Origin of the sequence: Mesorhizobium sp. M8A.F.Ca.ET.057.01.1.1, from assembly GCF_003952565.1 — a bacterium.
Lineage (GTDB): Bacteria > Pseudomonadota > Alphaproteobacteria > Rhizobiales > Rhizobiaceae > Mesorhizobium.
The window spans coordinates 1260425-1278245 of the sequence record NZ_CP034454.1 but is presented as its reverse complement, the minus strand read 5'-3'; the positions used below and the strand labels follow the sequence as shown (position 1 = coordinate 1278245).

The window sequence follows — 17821 nt, the reverse complement described above, 5'->3', positions numbered from 1 at the left end:
GGAGACCCCGGCGGCATCCGCCGGTCATGTGAGTTGCAACAAGGGAGGAAGTACATGTTGCGCAAACTGCTTATCGGAACGGCTCTCGCTTCGAGCTTTGCCTTCGCGGCGCACGCCGCCGACGTCAAGGAAGTTCAGATGCTGCATTGGTGGACGTCGGGCGGCGAAGCGGCTGCCCTCAACGTGCTCAAGCAGGATCTGGCCAAGGAAGGCTATGCCTGGAAGGACGTTCCTGTCGCCGGCGGTGGCGGTGACGCTGCCATGACCGCGCTGAAGGCAATGGTCGCGGCCGGCAACTATCCGACCGCCTCGCAGATGCTCGGCTACACCGTGCTCGACTATGCCGCAGCCGGCGTCATGGGCGACCTCACCGAGACGGCGAAGAAGGAAGGCTGGGACAAATCGGTTCCTGCCGCCTTGCAGAAGTTCTCGGTCTATGAAGGCAAGTGGGTCGCCGCTCCGGTCAACGTTCACTCGGTCAACTGGCTGTGGATCAACAAGGCGGTGATGGACAAGATCGGCGGCACCGAGCCGAAGACCTTCGACGATTTCATCGCCCTGCTCGACAAGGCCAAGGCGGCCGGCGTCACGCCGCTCGCGCTTGGTGGTCAGAACTGGCAGGAAGCCACCATGTTCGACTCCGTCGTGCTGTCGACCGGCGGGCCGGAGTTCTACAAGAAGGCGATGAACGACCTCGACGACGCCTCGCTCAAGTCCGACACGATGAAGAAGTCGTTCGACAACCTCGCCAAGCTCGTCACCTATGTCGACCCGAACTTCTCGGGCCGCGACTGGAACCTCGCCACCGCCATGGTCATCAAGGGCGATGCCCTGGTGCAGGTCATGGGTGACTGGGCCAAGGGCGAGTTCCACGCCGCCAAAAAGACCCCGGGCACGGATTTTCTGTGCTATCGCTTCCCGGGCACGGACGGCTCGGTGATCTACAACTCCGACATGTTCGGCATGTTCAACGTCCCGGAAGACCGCAAGGCCGCCCAGGTCGCACTGGCCACAGCCACCTTGTCGAAGAGCTTCCAGTCGGCCTTCAACGTCGTCAAGGGTTCGGTTCCGGCCCGCACCGACGTGCCTGACACCGACTTCGACGCTTGCGGCAAGAAGGGTATTGCCGATCTGAAGAAGGCCAATGAAGGTGGCACGCTGTTCGGCTCGCTGGCCCAGGGTTATGGCGCGCCTCCGGCTGTCGCCAATGCCTATAAGGACGTCGTCTCCAAATTCGTCCACGGTCAGATCAAGACCTCGGACGAGGCCGTGACCGAACTGGTCAAGGCAATCGACGACGCCAAGTAAGCATTACGCACCCAAACACCTTCCCCGCTCCGGCGGGGAAGGTTCCCGGTCCGTGAGGCCGGTCGGCCGAACGCCGACGGGAGGAACCCCATGAGCACAGTTGCGACCACCCAGATCAAGCTGACGCCGGAGCATGCCCGCCCGCGCACCTCGGTGCGCGGGCGCCTGCAGGACGCCTTGCCCAAGATCGTGCTGGCGCCGAGCTTCGCCATCACCGTCGTCTTCGTCTACGGCTTCATCCTGTGGACGATCTATCTGTCCTTCACCAATTCCAAGACCTTCCCGTCCTACGCCATAACCGGCCCGCGTGCCTATCAGCGGCTGTGGAACTGGACCTTCGACACCGATCCGCCGTCGAGTTGGTACACGTCGATCACCAACATGGGCATTTTCGGCCTTCTCTACATCTTGATCTGCCTGGCGCTCGGCCTGTTCCTGGCCATCCTGCTCGACCAGAAGATCCGCGGCGAAGGCGTTTTGCGTCCCATCTACCTCTACCCGATGGCGCTCTCCTTCATCGTCACCGGCGTCGCCTGGAAATGGTTCCTCGACCCTGGCCTCGGCCTCGAGCAGACGCTGCATCAATGGGGCTGGACGAGCTTCCATTTCGACTGGATCAAGAACAAGGATTTCGTCATCTACACGGTGGTCATCGCCGGCGTCTGGCAGGCCTCCGGCTTCATCATGGCGATGTTCCTGGCCGGCCTGCGCGGCATTGACGGCGAGATCATGAAGGCGGCGCAGATCGACGGCGCCACCACCTTCCAGCTCTATCGCCGCATCGTCATTCCGCTGCTGCGGCCGATCTTCCTGTCGGCCTTCATCGTGCTCGCGCACCTTGCCATCAAATCCTACGATCTGGTCGTGGCGCTGACCAGCGGCGGTCCCGGCGGCTCGGCATGGCTGCCATCCAATTTCATGTATGAATACACCTTCAAGCGCAACGAGATGGCGGTCGGTTCGGCAAGCGCCGTGATCATGCTGATGACCATCGTCGCCATCATCGTGCCCTATCTCTATTCAGAACTGAGGGAGAAGCCGCGATGAGCGCCGTGACCACTCCCGCCCGCCAGGCCAGCGGCGGCATGAACGTCAAGATCGTCAACCGCATCGTCATCTACGGGCTTCTGGCGCTGTTCGCGCTGTTCTACCTGATGCCGCTGTTCGTCATGCTGGTGACCTCGTTCAAGACCATGGACGAGATCCAGAACGGCAACATGCTTTCGCTGCCCAAGGCGCCGACCTTCGACCCCTGGCTGAAGGCCTGGGGCGAGACCTGCGTCGGCCTCACCTGCGCCGGCATCAAGGGCTATTTCTGGAACTCCATCAAGATGGTGGTTCCGGCCGTGCTGATCTCGACCATGCTCGGTGCGCTCAATGGCTACGTGCTGACCAAATGGCGCTTTCGCGGTGCGACGCTGGTGTTCGGACTGATGCTGTTTGCCTGCTTCATTCCGTTCCAGTCCGTGCTGCTGCCGATGGCGACGATCCTGGGCAGCGTCGGCCGGTTCGGCGTGACGCTGCAAAACTCGATCGGAACGAGTTTCGGCCTCGGCAATTCGACGGTCAATCTGGTCTTCGTCCACGTCGTCTACGGCATCGGCTTCACCACGCTGTTCTTCCGCAACTACTACGAGGCGTTCCCGACCGAACTGGTCAAGGCCGCGCAGGTCGACGGTGCTTCCTTCTTCCAGATCTTCCGGCGCATCATGCTGCCGAACTCGATGCCGATCTTTGTCGTCACCGTCATCTATCAGTTCACCAACATCTGGAACGACTTCCTGTTCGCGTCCGCCTATGCCGGCACCGGCGACGCGATGCCGATGACGGTGGCGCTCAACAACGTCGTCAACACCTCGACCGGCGTCGTCGAATACAACGTCAACATGGCGGCTGCGATGATCGCCGCCCTCCCCACCCTTCTCGTCTATGTGCTCGCCGGCCGCTATTTCGTGCGTGGCCTGATGGCGGGCGCGGTCAAAGGATAACCCAATGGCTTTTCTGGAAATTGATGGTCTGAGGAAGCGTTTCGGCCAGGTCGAGATCCTGAAAGGGATCAATCTCGAGCTGGAAAAGGGCGGCTTCCTGGTGCTGGTCGGTCCTTCCGGCTGCGGCAAGTCGACCTTGCTCAACACCATTGCCGGACTGGAGACGATCACCTCCGGCGATATCCGCGTCGACGGCCGCACCATCACCGATCTTCACCCGTCCAAGCGTGATATCGCCATGGTGTTCCAGAGCTATGCGCTCTACCCGAACATGACGGTGGCCGGGAATATCTCCTTCGGCATGGAAATGCGCGGCGTGCCGGCCGACGAACGCCAGAAGGCGATCGACAAGGTGGCCAAGGTCTTGCAGATCGGCCATCTCCTGCAGCGCAAGCCGAGCCAGCTCTCCGGCGGCCAGCGCCAGCGCGTCGCCATGGGCCGGGCGCTGGTGCGCGACCCCAAACTGTTCCTGTTCGACGAGCCGCTGTCCAACCTCGACGCCAAGCTGCGCGTCGACATGCGCATCGAGATCAAGCGCCTGCATGCCACCACGGGCACAACGATCGTCTATGTCACCCACGACCAGATCGAGGCGATGACGCTGGCGACCAAGATCGCCGTCATGCGTGACGGCGAGGTGCAGCAATTCGGCACGCCGGCGGAAATCTACAACAACCCCAGCAATGTCTTCGTCGCCGACTTCATGGGGTCGCCGGCAATGAACCTGATCCCGGCCACCATCGACGGCAATGGCGGCGATCTGGCCGTCGTGCTCGATCGCGAGGCACGCCAGCCGATCACCTTGCCGATGGCCAACGCGCCGGCCGGATTGTCGGCGTTCAAGGGCAAGTCAATCATCTTCGGCGTTCGCCCGGAGGCGCTTACCGATCCCGAAGGCGCGGAACGCAACGCCTCGCAGATCGCCACCGCCGATTGCCATATCGAGGTGGTGGAACCGGCCGGCTCCGACACTTTCGCCGTCACCAATCTCGGCGGCAAGGGCGTGGTGGCGCGGCTGCGCGCCGATGCCAACATCCAGCCGGGCACCAGCACGCCACTGGCCTTCAACCTGACCAAGGCGGTGTTCTTCGATCCGGCGACCGAGAACCGTATTCGCTGATGCGTGTCGCCCAACAGTGGATCCGGTTTTGGGGCAACGACATGCATCAAAACAAAGGACCTAATGCGCGGCGCATGTGTCAATTCAAACGCGGCGCGCTTTAGGTGATGGCAAACCCCGATATCGTCATCATCGGCTCCGGCATCGGCGGCGCCACGATCGCCGCCGGTCTGGCCGGCAGCGGCGCCGCCATCGTGATGCTGGAGCGCGGCGAACCCTTGCCGGCAACGCCGCACGCGCGCGACACGCGCTCGATCTTCGTTGACGGCCACTACCGGCCGAAGGAGATGTGGCGCGAGGCCGGCGGTGCTGCCTTCAACCCAGGCAATTACTACTATGTCGGCGGCAACTCGAAGTTCTTCGGTGCGGTGCTAATCCGCTACCGCAAGGAAGACTTTTCCGACATGGAACACTTTGGCGGCGTCTCGCCGGCCTGGCCGTTTTCCTATGACGAATTCGAGCCTTGGTATTCGAAAGCAGAGCAGCTTTTCCGCGTGCGCGGCGCGCTGGGCGAGGATCCAACCGAGCCATTTCATTCGATTCCCTATGCCTTCAAGCCGGTGCCCGACGAGGCGCCGATCGCGCGCGCCCGCGCCGAACTCAAGGGGCTGGGGCTGCATCCGGCCTCCCTGCCACTCGGCGTCGACATAGAGACATGGCTGAAGGAGGGCAGGACCGGCTGGGACGCCTTCCCAAACACGGGCCAGGGAAAGATGGACGCGCAGACCGCACCGCTGGCGGCGGCATTGACCGATCCGAACATCAAGCTCGAAACCGGCGCCTATGTCGAATATCTCGAGACGTCCCCGGACGGCAAAACCATATCCGCCATTCATTATCGCCAGAACGGCGTGTTGAAAAAGCTGTCGCCGAAACTGGTCATCCTGTCGGCCGGCGCGGTCAATTCAGCGGTCATCCTGCTGCGCTCGCCCTCACCCGGTAGTGGCAAGGGGGGCGGCAAGGGCCTGGCCAACCGCTCCGACCAGGTCGGCCGCAACTTCATGAATCACAATTCGAGCGCCATGCTGGCGATCGATCCGCGCCGCAGGAACGATGCCGTCTACCAGAAGACGCTGATGCTGAACGACTACTATTTGTCCGACGGCAAGGGCGGCAAACCGCTCGGCAATGTCCAGCTTCTCGGCAAGATCGACGGCAACATGCTCAAGGCCAATGTGAAACATGTGCCGAAATTCGCGCTCGATTACATGGCCGGCCATGCCGTCGACTGGTACCTGATGTGCGAGGACCTCCCCGATCCCGAAAGCCGCATCATGGTCGACGGCAAGGACATCGTCATGCAATGGCGGCGCTCCAACATGCAGTCGCTCGACGGCCTGACCAAGGTGATGCGCGCGAATTTTCGCGCCTGCGGTTATCCCATCGTGCTGTCGCGCCCTTTCGACAAGCGCACACCCTCGCACCAGTGCGGCACGGTGAAGATGGGTGACGATCCGGCGACGTCGCCGCTCGATCCCTTTTGCCGCGCCTTCGATCACCGGAACCTGTTCGTCGTCGACGCCAGTTTCCTGCCGAACTCCGCCGCCGTGAACCCGGCGCTGTCGATCGCTGCCCAGGCGCTGCGGGTGGCGGACCATATCCGCAGGACGGAGCTTGCGGCATGATAGGTCGGCGCTGCCCCTCATCCGCCTGCCGGCACCTTCTCCCCGTGAAGGACGGGGAGAAGGGACCTGGCCGCAACGCCGGCGACCTTTTTGCAGCGCTGGCGATTGGCGAAAGCGGCGATGACGGCATCCTTCTCCCCGTCACTATACGGGGAGAAGTGTCCGGCAGGCCGATGAGGGGCAGCGCCAACGTCCGTAAGGCTGGTTTCCAATGACCCGTCCCGCGGCCATAATCACTGGCGGCGCACGTGGCATCGGGCTTGCCTGCGCTGAAGCGCTCGCCAACGTCGGCTTTGACATCCTTGTCGCGGACTTGGCCGAGAAATCCACCAATGGACTTGCCGATAATCTTGCCGCGCGCGGTGCCAAATACACCTATGTCAGCTGCGACATCGCCGATCTCGCCAGTCATGCAGCGCTTGTCGATGTCGCGACAAAAACCTTCGGCCGCATCGACTGCCTGGTCAACAATGCCGGCATCGGCGCGGTCGTGCGTGGCGACCTGCTGGATCTCAAACCCGACAATTTCGACCGCGCGCTTGGCATCAACCTGCGAGGCACCGTCTTCCTCAGCCAGGCCGTCGCCAAGGCGATGCTCCGCCAGCCAGGCGATCATGCGAAATCGATCATCACCATCACCTCGGTCAGCGCCGAGATGGCCTCTCCGGAACGCTCCGAATATTGCATGTCGAAGGCAGGGCTTTCCATGTGGGTGAAGAACCTGGCGCTCAGGCTCGCCCCGGAAAACATCGGCGTGTTCGAGCTGCGGCCGGGCATCATCCGCACCGACATGACGGCGGGCGTGACCGCCAAATATGACGCGCTGATCGAAGGTGGATTGGTGCCGGCGAAACGCTGGGGCGAAGCCTCCGACATCGGCGCCATGGTGGCGGCGCTCGCTGCCGGCAAACTGGGCTTTTCGACCGGCTCGATCATCAATGTCGACGGCGCGCTCTCCGTGCCCCGGCTGTGAACGGATGAGACAATGACCGACTACATCATCGTGGGCGCCGGTCCGGCCGGCTGCGTTCTGGCCAACCGGCTGAGCGAGGATCCCTCCAATTCCGTGCTGCTGCTCGAAGCCGGCGGCAGGGACTGGCACCCCTATATCCACATGCCGGCGGGTTTCGCCAAGATGACCAAGGGCATTGCCTCCTGGGGCTGGTCGACCGTGCCGCAGAAGCACATGAAGGATCGCGTCTTCTGGTACACGCAGGCCAAGGTGGTAGGCGGCGGCTCCTCCATCAACGCCCAGATCTACACGCGCGGCAATGCGCGCGATTACGACGCCTGGGAGAAGGAGGAAGGGCTGACCGGCTGGGGTTACCGCGACGTGATGCCCTATTTCAAGCGCGCCGAGAACAACCAGCGTTTCGCCAATGATTTCCACGGCGACCAGGGCCCGCTCGGCGTGTCGAACCCGATTTCGCCGCTGCCGATCTGCGAGGCCTATTTCCGCGCCGGCCAGGAGATGGGCATTCCCTTCAACCCGGATTTCAACGGCGCTGCCCAAGAAGGCGTCGGCTATTACCAGCTGACCCAGAAGGATGCCCGACGCTCGTCAGCCTCGGTCGCTTACTTGAAGCCGATCCGCGATCGCAAGAACCTGACCGTCAGGACAGACGTGCTGGTTACCCGCATCGTCGTCGAGAAAGCCCGCGCTGTTGGCGTCGAAGTTGTAGATAAGCCGGGCGGTGAGACAAAAATCGTGCGCGCCGACCGCGAGGTGATCGTCTCGTCCGGCGCCATCGGCTCGCCGAAGCTGTTGATGCAGTCGGGCATCGGCCCGGCCGACCATCTGAAATCGGTCGGTGTGACGCCGGTACACGATCTGCCCGGCGTCGGCTCCAACATGCAGGACCATCTCGACCTGTTCGTAATCGCCGAATGCACCGGCGACCATACCTATGACAATTACGCCAAGCTGCACCGCACGGCCTGGGCCGGCCTGCAATATCTGCTCTTGAAGAAGGGGCCGGTGGCTTCCAGCCTGTTCGAGACCGGCGGCTTCTGGTACGCCGACCCGACCGCCGCCTCGCCCGACATCCAGTTCCATCTGGGTTTGGGATCCGGCATCGAGGCTGGCGTCGAGAAATTGAACAACCCGGGCGTCACCTTGAACTCGGCCTTCCTGCGCCCGCGCTCTCGCGGCACGGTGCGGCTGAAAAGCGCCAACCCCGCCGATCATCCGCTGATCGACCCCAACTACTGGTCCGATCCCTATGACCGCGCCATGTCGCTCAAGGGATTGCGGCTGGCCCGCGAAATCATGCGGCAGAAGGCGCTGGCCCCATACGTGCTGCGCGAGGTGCTGCCCGGCCCGTCGCTCGCCAGCGACGACGAGTTGATCGACTATGCCTGCCGCACCTCCAAGACCGACCATCACCCGGTCGGCACCTGCCGCATGGGCCATGACGAGATGGCGGTGGTGACGCCCGATCTCAGGCTGCGCGGCATCGACGGCCTGCGGGTGTGCGATGCCTCGGTGATGCCACGTGTGCCTTCTTCCAACACCAACGCGCCGACCATCATGGTTGGCGAAAAGGGTGCTGATCTGATCCTTGGCCGCGAGCCGCTGGCGCCGGCGGTGTTTTCCGGCAATCGCGCTGCTTAGGGAGTGGTAAAATGATCAGACACTGTGTTTTCGCTAGATTTCGTACCGATGTGTCCCCGACCGAGCGCACGGCCATCCACGCCGACCTCGAGGCGTTGCGACAGGTGATCGAAGGCATGGAGACGGTTCATTTCAGCGTCAATGCCAGTCCGGAGCCTTTCGCACGGGGTTTCACCCATGGCTTCACCATCGACTTTCGCGATGCCGCGGCGCGCGACGCCTATCTGGTGCATGAGGCGCATCAGCGTGCCGGCGCCCGACTGGTCGCGGCCCTCGACGGCGGCACGGATGGATTGATGGTCTTCGATCTCGACCTTACGAAAAAGTGACCGCCGGCCTTTCGAAAGCCGGCTGATCGCTGTTCTCTTTCACCGACAAGGCGACATATCGTTCCTTTGGGGGCACCAAAGGAGGATGCCTTGAATCTCACTGCCGAGCAGAAGAAAACCGTCCTGGCCTCATTTCTGGGCTGGACGCTCGATGCTTTTGATTTCTTCCTTCTGACATTTCTGCTCACCGATATTGCGAGTGAATTCCAGACCGATGTCCCGGCAGTCTCGAAGGCCCTGTTCCTGACCTTGGCGACGCGCTTCATCGGCGCGTTCTTCTTCGGCAGGCTCGCCGACAAGTATGGGCGCAAGCCGATCCTGATGCTCAACATCGTCAGCTACTCGGTGATCGGGGCGCTGGCTGCCTTTTCCCCCAATCTCGGCATTTTCCTGGCGTTACGTGCCCTGTTCGGCATCGCCATGGGCGGCGAATGGGGCCTCGGCTCCTCGCTCGCCATGGAGTCCATTCCGCCGAGCGCGCGCGGCATGGTCTCGGGCATCCTGCAATGCGGCTACCCCGCCGGCTATCTGCTGGCGGCGGTAGTCTATGGCTTGCTCTACCAGCAGACGATCGGCGGCTACACGATCGGCTGGCGCTTCATGTTCCTGCTCTCCTTCATCCCGGCGCTGATCGTACTCTTCATCCGCTCGCACGTCCCGGAATCACCCGCCTTCGTCGAGGCGCAGAAATCCATCAAGCCGGGGCTTCTGGAGACGCTGCAGAAGCATTGGAGCGTCGCGCTCTATGCCGTGGTGCTGATGATGTTCTTCAATTTCTTCAGCCACGGCACGCAGGATCTCTACCCGACCTTCCTGAAGAAGCAGCATGGCTTTGACCCGCACACGGTGAGCTGGATCACCATCGTCGCCAATATCGGCGCCATTGTCGGCGGCCTGGCATTTGGCGCGCTGTCCGAGAAGATCGGCCGCATCAACGCCATTACTTTGGCCTGCGTCATCGCCCTGCCGGCGATCCCGCTATGGGCCTACAGCTCAACGCCCTTCATGCTGGCCATTGGGGCCTTCGTCATGCAGATCGCGGTCCAGGGCGCCTGGGGCGTCATCCCGGTGCACCTCAATGAGCTGTCGCCCGGAGCGGTGCGCGCGACCTTGCCCGGCTTCATCTACCAGGCCGGCAATCTCGCCGCCTCCTATGGCGGTCCCTATCAGGCGGGGGTCGCCGAGGCGCCCGGTGGCAGCTATGGCTACGCGCTGGCGCTGTTCGCCGGCGTGGTCGCCGTATGCATCATCGTCGTCATCCGCTTCAGTCCGGAACGCCGCGGCCAGGTGATGACCGTGCTGGGTTGAGCACGGCTCACCCCAGCCGGAGCGCGATCACTCCGGCGACAATGCTGAGCGCGGCGGCACCGCGCCAGCCCGTCATCTTCTCGCCGAGCGCGTAGACCGAGATCATCATGGCGAACAGGATCGAGGTCTCGCGCAATGACGCCACCGAGGCGATCGGCGCCTTGGTCATCGCCCACATCACGATCCAGTAGGCCGCGCCGCTAAGCACGCCGGTGAACAGCCCGGTCTTCCAGTCGCGCGCCAACACCGGCAACGCCTTGGGCCCCCGGAAAACGAGGCACAGCACCAGTGCTCCAAGCGCATCGCAGATGAACAGCCAGGCGGCATAGCTTTGCGCGGTTGCCGCCAGCCGCGCGCCGCTGCCGTCGGACAGGGTGTAGCTGGCAATGAACACCGAGGTGCCGAAGGCGAAGCCGACCGCCCGCAGGTTCAGCTTCTCCAGATGCGCGCCGCCGCGAAACGACATCACCAGCGTGCCGGCGGACAAAAGCAGGATGCCGACGATGGCGAGCGGCGCCGGCACCTCGGCAACCACGAACATGCCGCCAATCGCGGCCAGCAGAGGGGCCGTGCCGCGCGCCAGCGGATAGGTCTGGGCGAAATCGCCCGCCTGGTAGGCGCCGATCAGGAAGGTGCGATAGCCCATGTGGAAGATGACGGAAGCGATGATGTAGGGCCAGACTTCCGCCTTCGGCATCTCGACAAAGGGCAGCACGACGAGGCCCGCGCCCCCCATACCCAGCGTCATCAGCGTGATCGACAGGAAGCGGTCGAGATGCACCTTGACCAGCGCGTTCCAGATCGCATGCATGGCGGCGGCGGCAAGCACCGCGAAGAAGACGAAAAGCGTCATATGGGGCTCATCGACCTCCCGAGCCGAGGGGCGTTTCGAGGTCGATGTCGACCCGGACCGGGAAGTGATCGGACGCCACCTCGCCGATGTCGGAGCCGATCGATTTCACCCGCCCGGCCAACATACCGCCGACGAAGCAATGGTCCAGCCGGCGCTTTGCCAGTCTGCCGTCGATGATCTTCTCATGTGTGTGGAAATCACCAGCCGGTTCAACCGCCACGGCTGCGGCATCGACGAAGCCGTCAAGATAGGCAGCACCCCGATGGTAGGGCGTGCTGCCGACGATGCGGCGATACTCGGCGCTGCCCGGCTCCATGTTGAAATCGCCCAGCCAGATCGCCGCCGGCGGATTTTCCGGCTCTGATTCTCCATGCGTCCAGTTGCGCGAAGGCTCGTCATCGGTGCCGCTCCACGGACCGCCTTCCGATGGCGCCTGGCGGTGCTCGGCCAAGAGATAATCAATCTGTTCCAGCCGCTCTTCCGCCGCGATGTGCGCGAGATGCAGCGAAAGCACCCTGACCGGCCCTGCCGGTGTGCGGATCATGCATTCGAGCGCGGCGTTGCGCGTGTTGAGCGGCCGCAACGTGCGGCGCATCGGCAGCGCGTGCAACCGCGACCAGACGATCGGCAGCTTCGACAGAACCATGGTGCCGAACTGCCGGCGGCGGTTGACCAGGCGGCCGTCACGCCGCTCACTGGCATCCATGTCGAAGGCCGGGCCATACACCCAGTGATAACTAGGCAAAAGGCGTGAAAGCAGTTCCGGCTGGTCGTCGAAATTGCTGCGCTGCCAGTGCCGCTCGACCTCCTGCAAGGCGATGATGTCGGCGCCGGCGACAAGGCGCGCCGCGCGCGAAAGATCGTAGCGCGTGTCGCTGCCGAACCCGTACTGGATGTTGTAGCTGACCAGCTTCATTGCTTATCCGGCTCACTTCTCGGCGTTGGCAGTAGCGGTTCGGTCGATTGCTTGCAATGTGCAGGAAGACGGAGGGGGCTTGGGCCAGCAGGGCCGTCGAGACGCGGTATCTGCTAGTCGGTGGTCAGCGGCTGGAAGCGGCCGGCGGGCGATGCCGCCAATTCCGCCCAGTCGATCTCTTCCTCCAGCCGGTGATAGGCCTCGTCACCGATAGTGCCATTGCTGCGCAGTTCCTCAAGCGTGTCGCGCTGGCGGTTGATGGCATAAAGGCGCAGCCGGTCGTATTCGGTCGCCGCCTGAGCGTCCTCCGGGTTTTGCGCGACCACGCGCTGAGCCTCGTACTGCTCGCGCACGACGGCCGCCGCCGACGACGTCTTGCGGCTCAACACGTCAAGGGCGGCCTGCATGATGGCAACGCGCGCCTGGGCCACCTCACGGTCTATCGTCGTGTCGCGTTCGAAGGCGAGTATTCGCAGCAAGGGTTTAAGGCTCATGCCTTGCAGCACCAGCGTGCCCAGAACCACCGCGAAGGCCGCAAGAACGATTGGGTCTCGGCCTGGGAAGTCGGCAGGCAGGGCAATCGCCACCACCAGCGTCACCAGCCCCCGCATGCCGCACCAACCGACGAGCACGGCGCCGCGAAATGTCGGCGCGTCCTGCCTCCTGCCTTCGCCGCGGAAGCGGGCGAACCATCGGATGATCGCAACGTAACTCGCCACCCAGACGAGACGCGCCACGATCACGACGACCAGCACGGTTGCGGCGAACAGAAAGGCTTCGCCCTGCCCGTCGCCGGAAAGCCTGCCGACGATCGATCGCGCCTGCAGGCCCATCAGCACGAAAGCCAGCACATTGAGCACGAACACCGCTGACTCCCAGACCGAATAGGTGCTGACGCGACGTCTCGCCGACATGCGGCGTGGCGCCGTGCGCGCAAGGGTGATGGCATAGACGACAATGGTGATGATGGCGGAAAGACCGAGCCTGTCGGCCAGGATCCATACGCCGAATGTCCCGGCGAACTGCACCACGGTGCTGCTCGCCGCGTCCTCGATCCGGGTGAGGGTCAGCAGCGAGAACCGGCCAAGCACATAACCCGCGACCAGGCTGCCTATGGTTGACAGCAAGATGGTCGGAACGGCGTTGCTCAGCATGATCGAGCCGAGCGCCGCCGAAACCGCCAGCCTGTAGATCAGCAGCGCCGTGGCATCGTTGAGCAGGCTCTCGCCCTGCAGGATGGCGGTGATGCGGTGCGGCACCTTGAACTGGCCAAGCACCGCGCTTGCCGCCACCGCATCCGGCGGCGCGACGATGGCGCCAAGCGCGACCGCCGCCGCGATCGGCAGTCCGGCCATCTTCCAGCCGACGAAGGCAACCACGACGGTGGTGAAGACCACCGCGCCGAGCGCCAGCAGCACCAGCGACAGCCGGTAGCGCTTCAGGTCGCGCAGCGACGTGTCAAAGGCGGCATCGAGCAGCACCGGCGCGATGAACAGGGCAAGCGCCAGTTCCGGATCGATCTCGATCACTGGCGCGCCCGGCACGAAGGCAATCGCGACGCCGGCCAAGGCCAGCAGGGACGGATAGGGAATCTCCAGCCGTCGCGACAACGCCGTCAGCGCGACGGCGGTCAAAAGCAGGACGAGCGTCAGTTCGAAAAGAGCCATGCTCTATCGTAGCGGCCGAACGAAACGATTGGCAGTGCCAAAGTCATGGAGGGAAACGATAACCCAGGGCCCGACGCGGGCCATAGAGGCTGCTCGCGACATCAGGAGCCGCTGCACTGTTGGAGCACCGATTGGCACTCCCTAATGCAGCACCAGCATATCGCTCGACGAGAACGAAATCTCGGCCTTTTCTCCGACTGCGGGCGGCGGGGTGGCGGAGTTGTTGAACGTGTCGAGCGACACCGTGTTGCCGCCGATGCCGACGCGGACCCGGATCACCGAGCCGAGAAAATGCACTTCGGAAATCTCCCCGGTCAGGCTGGAGTCGCGGCCCGGCTGGCGGCCGAGCGAAATCGCCTCGGGCCGCAGCGCCAGCGACAGCATATCGCCGGACTTCGAGCCGTTGAGCTTGCCCTTCAGTTCGACTTCCTGGGTGTTGACCTGCACCTTGCCGGACGCGGCGTCGGTTACCTTGCCCTCGAGCACATTGAGCGTACCGACGAAATTGGCGACGAACTTCGTCGCCGGCCGGTTGTAGATCTCGAACGGCGTGCCGACCTGCTCGGCCTTGCCGCCATACATCACCGCGATGCGGTCGGAGATCGACAGCGCCTCTTCCTGGTCATGGGTGACGAAGATGGTGGTGATGCCGAGCTTCTTCTGGATCGAGCGTATTTCCTCGCGCAGCGACACGCGCACCTTCGCGTCGAGCGCCGACAGCGGCTCGTCGAGCAGCAGCAGCTTCGGCTTCGGCGCGATCGCGCGCGCCAGCGCGATACGCTGCTGCTGGCCGCCGGAAAGCTGGTAGGGATAGCGGTCGGCCATCTGCGGCAGCTTGATGATGCCCAGCATCTCGGCGACCCGGGCATCGATGTCCGCCCTCGGCATGCCGGCGACCTTCAGGCCGAAGCCGATGTTCTGCGCCACGGTCAGGTTCGGGAACAGCGCATAGGCCTGGAACACCATGCCGACATTGCGCTGGTTGGGCTTCAGCCGCGTGATGTCCTTGCCGGCGACGACGATCTTGCCGGCTGAAGGCTCCTCGAAGCCGGCGACCATGCGCAGCACCGTCGTCTTGCCGCAGCCCGACGGGCCGAGGAACGAGACGAATTCACCCGGCTCGACGTCGAGATTGAAATCCTCCACGACGGTGGTCGCGCCAAAGGATTTGCGAACGTGCTGGATGGAAAGGAATGGATCGGCCATGGCTTTGACTTTCAGTTCGGTCTATTTGCCGATTTCGGCGCGAAGCGGGACAGAACCTGGATCAGCGACATGCAGCCCCAGGTGATTACGAAGGCGATAATGGACAACGCCGCCGGTTCATAGGCCCTGTTGGCGACCAGGTTCTGCAAATACGGCCCGAAAGCCGGCCGATTGAGCAGGCTGGCCATGGTGAATTCGCCAATAACGATCGCGAAGGTAAGGAAGGCACCCGAAAGCACCGCGATCAGCACGTTGGGCAGGATGACGCGGGTGACGATCGTGCCCCAGCCGGCGCCGAGGATCTGCGCGGCCTCCGTCAATGTCCGCACGTCGATGGTGCGCAGCCCGGTGTCGACAGCCCTATACATATAAGGCAGCGCCAGCGCCGCGTAGCCAATGACCAGAAGCGCATTTGTGGCGGTATTGTTCGACAGGAACGGCAGCGGCGAATTCGAGCCGTACATTCTGATGTAGCCGAACACGATGACGATGGCCGGAATGACCAGCGGCAACAACGTGATGAATTCGACCACCGGACGAAGATGGGGCAGCCGCAGCCGGATCCAGTAGGCAGTGGGCACGACGATCAGCACACCGAGCAGGATGGTGAAGACCGCCACGATCACCGAGTACATGAAAGTTGTCTGGAACTGGCTGTCGCCCAGCACGACCTTGTAGGCATCGAAGGAATAAACGCCGCGCCGCATGCGCAGCGAAAACTCGATCGTCGCGATCAGCGGTATGAAGAAATAGGCCGCGCCGAGGATGAAGACGACCCAGGCCCAGAATTTGCCTGCCTTCATTTCAGCCACCTCTCGGAACGGGTCCGGAACCAGATGTAGAAGATGTTGGCCAGCCCGGTGATGAAGATCATGCCGAACGCAATCGCATAGCCGAGGTGGGCATTGTGCAGTACATCGCCGCGTATCTGCGCGTAGAGCAGGATGGGCACGATGTTGAGCGATGAGCCCGTCAGCGCGTAGGCCGTGGCGATGGCGCCGAAGGCATTGGCGAAAAGCAAGATCACAGTGCCCAGGAAACTTGGCCATAGCACGGGTATCACAACCATGCGCCAATACTGCGACTGTGTGGCGCCGAGCGTCGCGGCGGCCTCACCCCATTCCTTCTTCAGCCCGTCGATCGCCGGCACGATGATGACCACCATGAGCGGAATCTGGAAGTAGACATAGGTGAGCGTCAGCCCCCAGAACGACAACAGGTTGAAGCCATGCGCATAGAGGTTCAGGCCGACCAGCGTATTGAGCAGAACGGTAACCAGCCCAAGGCGGCCAAGCGTTGCGATGAAGGCAAAGGCCAGCGGCACGCCGGCAAAATTGGAAGCCACTCCGGAAAAGGTCAGCGTTGCCGAGCGGATCCAGTTGGGCAGGCCGCCACGCACGATGGCGATCGCGATGGCAAGGCCCGCGAAGGCGCCGATCAGCGACGAGGCCAGGCTGACCTTTATCGATATCCAATAGGCCGCAACGATGTTTGCCTGCGACAACGCAAAGATGTTTTCCAGCGTGAATTCGCCCGCATCGTTCTGAAATGCGCCCAGCATCAGATAGAGCGTCGGCAAAATCAGGAACATGATGGCGAAGATGAAGAATGGCGTCACGCCGAGCCATTGCGTCGGTAACCGCAGCGCGCGCGCCTGTGCCGGCGGCGCGGTCTTTCCCGCAATGGCCTGATTGGAAAGCGAGAGATCGGTCATGCGCCTACCGTCTTCGAGGGAAGGCCGGGCGGCCTCGCGACCGCCCGGTGGATTTCAGTCTTACTTGACGTTGGCGCCGACGACGGCGTCCCAGTTCTTGGTGATGGCTTCCTTGGCCTTGCCCTGCTCGTCGAGCGTCGGGAACACCGCGGCCGCATACGATTCAGCCGGCGGCAGCTTGGCCAGCACGTCAGCCGGGATCTTGCCGTTCTTGGCGAGATCGTTGAAGCGGATCGGGTGGCAATAGCCCTTCAGCCAGCCGATCTGGCCTTCGTCGGAATAGAGATACTCCATCCAGAGCTTGGCTGCGTTCGGATGCGGCGCGTAAGCGCTGATCGCCTGCACGTAGACACCGGCGAGGACGCCGGTCTTCGGCACGATGACGTCGACGGGCGGATTGCCCTTCAGCGTGTCGCGGCCCGAAAGCGCGTTGTAGTCCCAGGTGACGAGGATCGGCGTCTGGCCCTGCGCCAGCGTCGCGGTCTTGCCGATGACCGGCACGAAATTGCCGGCGGCGTTGAGCTTCTTGAAGAAGTCGAGGCCAGCGGTGCCAGCGGCTTCACCAGCGGCGGCGCCACCGGAAAGGCCAGCAGCGTAGACGGCCTGGATAGCCTGGTTCGAGGCGCGCGGATCGCCGGCAAGGGCAACCGAGTTGGCAAATTCCGGCTTGAGCAGGTCAGCCCAATCCGTCGGAGCTTCCTTGACCAGATCCTTGTTAACTTCGAAAGCAAGCACGCCGTAATAGTCGCCGTACCAGGCGCCATCGGCATCCTTGGCGCTGTCCGGGATCGAGTCCCAGGTCGACACCTTGTAAGGCAGCAGCAGCCCATCTTTCTTGGCGGTCGGGCCGAAGGACAGGCCGACGTCGATGACGTCGGGAGCCTGCGGGCCCTTGTTGTCCTTGTTGGCCTTGATCGCCTCGACCTCGTCGCCGGAACCGGCGTCGGGGTTGAGTTCGTTGACAGTGATTTCCGGATACTTCGCCTTGAAGCCGGCGATGACGTCGCCATAGCCGCACCAGTCATGCGGCAAAGCGATGGTGGTGAGCTGGCCTTCAGCCTTCGCGGCCTTGACGAGATCGTCCAGCGAAGCCGCGGACGAAATCACCGACGACACCATCAGGGTCGCGGCCGAAAGGGAAAGTACTTTCCCCGTGAATTTGAACATGTGTCC

Annotated in this window: 16 protein-coding genes; 9 read left to right on the top strand and 7 right to left on the bottom strand. The window is 63.1% G+C overall.

Features of this window, described 5'->3' with window-relative positions; translation table 11 throughout:
• Positions 1–54: 54 nt before the first annotated feature.
• The 9 genes from EJ077_RS05650 (at position 55) to EJ077_RS05610 (ending at position 10292) form a co-directional block, all read left to right on the top strand.
• On the top strand, positions 55–1308 hold the full coding sequence (locus tag EJ077_RS05650; RefSeq protein ID WP_208700296.1) for an ABC transporter substrate-binding protein: 1254 nt from the start codon (positions 55–57) through the stop codon (positions 1306–1308).
• A 90-nt stretch (positions 1309–1398) separates the two neighbouring features.
• On the top strand, positions 1399–2355 hold the full coding sequence (locus EJ077_RS05645; RefSeq protein ID WP_208700294.1) for a carbohydrate ABC transporter permease: 957 nt from the start codon (positions 1399–1401) through the stop codon (positions 2353–2355).
• Entirely contained in the window at positions 2352–3296 is a 945-nt protein-coding gene (locus tag EJ077_RS05640) for a carbohydrate ABC transporter permease (RefSeq protein ID WP_208700292.1), read from the top strand. The genes EJ077_RS05645 and EJ077_RS05640 overlap by 4 nt, the downstream gene beginning before the upstream one ends.
• Positions 3297–3300: 4 nt before the next feature.
• Positions 3301–4416, top strand: a complete 1116-nt coding sequence (locus EJ077_RS05635) for an ABC transporter ATP-binding protein (protein WP_208700290.1) — start codon at positions 3301–3303, stop codon at positions 4414–4416.
• A 107-nt stretch (positions 4417–4523) separates the two neighbouring features.
• The gene (locus EJ077_RS05630) at positions 4524–6041 is read left to right on the top strand and encodes a GMC oxidoreductase (protein WP_208700288.1); all 1518 of its coding nucleotides are present in this window, start codon (positions 4524–4526) and stop codon (positions 6039–6041) included.
• 211 nt (positions 6042–6252) lie between these two features.
• Positions 6253–7014 carry a 3-ketoacyl-ACP reductase gene (locus EJ077_RS05625; RefSeq protein WP_208700286.1) on the top strand — a complete coding sequence of 254 codons (762 nt, stop codon included), beginning with the start codon at positions 6253–6255 and terminating at the stop codon, positions 7012–7014.
• 12 nt (positions 7015–7026) lie between these two features.
• Positions 7027–8655, top strand: coding sequence for a GMC family oxidoreductase (locus tag EJ077_RS05620; RefSeq protein WP_208700284.1), 1629 nt, complete (start codon positions 7027–7029; stop codon positions 8653–8655).
• Between the two features lie 11 nt (positions 8656–8666).
• Complete coding sequence (locus tag EJ077_RS05615) at positions 8667–8984, top strand: Dabb family protein (RefSeq protein WP_208700281.1); 318 nt, start codon at positions 8667–8669, stop codon at positions 8982–8984.
• A 90-nt stretch (positions 8985–9074) separates the two neighbouring features.
• Positions 9075–10292 (top strand): MFS transporter, encoded by a 1218-nt coding sequence (locus tag EJ077_RS05610; RefSeq protein WP_208700279.1) that lies wholly within the window; start codon positions 9075–9077, stop codon positions 10290–10292.
• Positions 10293–10299: 7 nt separating this feature from the next.
• On the opposite strand, the gene EJ077_RS05605 is transcribed toward EJ077_RS05610, so the two are convergent.
• From EJ077_RS05605 to EJ077_RS05575, 7 genes are all read right to left on the bottom strand, one after another.
• A complete protein-coding gene (locus tag EJ077_RS05605; RefSeq protein ID WP_208700277.1) occupies positions 10300–11145 on the bottom strand; it encodes an EamA family transporter in 846 nt (281 codons plus the stop codon).
• 7 nt (positions 11146–11152) lie between these two features.
• A complete protein-coding gene (locus tag EJ077_RS05600) occupies positions 11153–12061 on the bottom strand; it encodes an endonuclease/exonuclease/phosphatase family protein (RefSeq protein WP_208700275.1) in 909 nt (302 codons plus the stop codon).
• A 113-nt stretch (positions 12062–12174) separates the two neighbouring features.
• Positions 12175–13728 (bottom strand): cation:proton antiporter, encoded by a 1554-nt coding sequence (locus EJ077_RS05595; RefSeq protein WP_208700273.1) that lies wholly within the window; start codon positions 13726–13728, stop codon positions 12175–12177.
• A gap of 141 nt (positions 13729–13869) precedes the next feature.
• On the bottom strand, positions 13870–14934 hold the full coding sequence (locus tag EJ077_RS05590) for an ABC transporter ATP-binding protein (RefSeq protein ID WP_208700271.1): 1065 nt from the start codon (positions 14932–14934) through the stop codon (positions 13870–13872).
• An 11-nt stretch (positions 14935–14945) separates the two neighbouring features.
• Positions 14946–15737, bottom strand: coding sequence for an ABC transporter permease (locus tag EJ077_RS05585; protein ID WP_208700269.1), 792 nt, complete (start codon positions 15735–15737; stop codon positions 14946–14948).
• The gene (locus tag EJ077_RS05580; RefSeq protein ID WP_208700267.1) at positions 15734–16648 is read right to left on the bottom strand and encodes an ABC transporter permease; all 915 of its coding nucleotides are present in this window, start codon (positions 16646–16648) and stop codon (positions 15734–15736) included. The genes EJ077_RS05585 and EJ077_RS05580 overlap by 4 nt, the downstream gene beginning before the upstream one ends.
• A gap of 60 nt (positions 16649–16708) precedes the next feature.
• Positions 16709–17815 (bottom strand): ABC transporter substrate-binding protein, encoded by a 1107-nt coding sequence (locus tag EJ077_RS05575; protein WP_208700266.1) that lies wholly within the window; start codon positions 17813–17815, stop codon positions 16709–16711.
• Positions 17816–17821: the final 6 nt, after the last annotated feature.

Excerpts from the sequence above, each read along its gene's own strand:
- EJ077_RS05595 (WP_208700273.1), bottom strand. The coding sequence starts at position 13,728 with ATGGCTCTTTTCGAACTGACGCTCGTCCTGCTTTTGACCGCCGTCGCG.
- EJ077_RS05630 (WP_208700288.1), top strand. The coding sequence starts at position 4,524 with ATGGCAAACCCCGATATCGTCATCATCGGCTCCGGCATCGGCGGCGCC.
- EJ077_RS05585 (WP_208700269.1), bottom strand. The coding sequence starts at position 15,737 with ATGAAGGCAGGCAAATTCTGGGCCTGGGTCGTCTTCATCCTCGGCGCG.
- EJ077_RS05605 (WP_208700277.1), bottom strand. The coding sequence starts at position 11,145 with ATGACGCTTTTCGTCTTCTTCGCGGTGCTTGCCGCCGCCGCCATGCAT.
- EJ077_RS05615 (WP_208700281.1), top strand. The coding sequence starts at position 8,667 with ATGATCAGACACTGTGTTTTCGCTAGATTTCGTACCGATGTGTCCCCG.
- EJ077_RS05640 (WP_208700292.1), top strand. The coding sequence starts at position 2,352 with ATGAGCGCCGTGACCACTCCCGCCCGCCAGGCCAGCGGCGGCATGAAC.
- EJ077_RS05580 (WP_208700267.1), bottom strand. The coding sequence starts at position 16,648 with ATGACCGATCTCTCGCTTTCCAATCAGGCCATTGCGGGAAAGACCGCG.
- EJ077_RS05575 (WP_208700266.1), bottom strand. The coding sequence starts at position 17,815 with ATGTTCAAATTCACGGGGAAAGTACTTTCCCTTTCGGCCGCGACCCTG.
- EJ077_RS05590 (WP_208700271.1), bottom strand. The coding sequence starts at position 14,934 with ATGGCCGATCCATTCCTTTCCATCCAGCACGTTCGCAAATCCTTTGGC.
- EJ077_RS05600 (WP_208700275.1), bottom strand. The coding sequence starts at position 12,061 with ATGAAGCTGGTCAGCTACAACATCCAGTACGGGTTCGGCAGCGACACG.
- EJ077_RS05635 (WP_208700290.1), top strand. The coding sequence starts at position 3,301 with ATGGCTTTTCTGGAAATTGATGGTCTGAGGAAGCGTTTCGGCCAGGTC.
- EJ077_RS05620 (WP_208700284.1), top strand. The coding sequence starts at position 7,027 with ATGACCGACTACATCATCGTGGGCGCCGGTCCGGCCGGCTGCGTTCTG.
- EJ077_RS05645 (WP_208700294.1), top strand. The coding sequence starts at position 1,399 with ATGAGCACAGTTGCGACCACCCAGATCAAGCTGACGCCGGAGCATGCC.
- EJ077_RS05650 (WP_208700296.1), top strand. The coding sequence starts at position 55 with ATGTTGCGCAAACTGCTTATCGGAACGGCTCTCGCTTCGAGCTTTGCC.
- EJ077_RS05625 (WP_208700286.1), top strand. The coding sequence starts at position 6,253 with ATGACCCGTCCCGCGGCCATAATCACTGGCGGCGCACGTGGCATCGGG.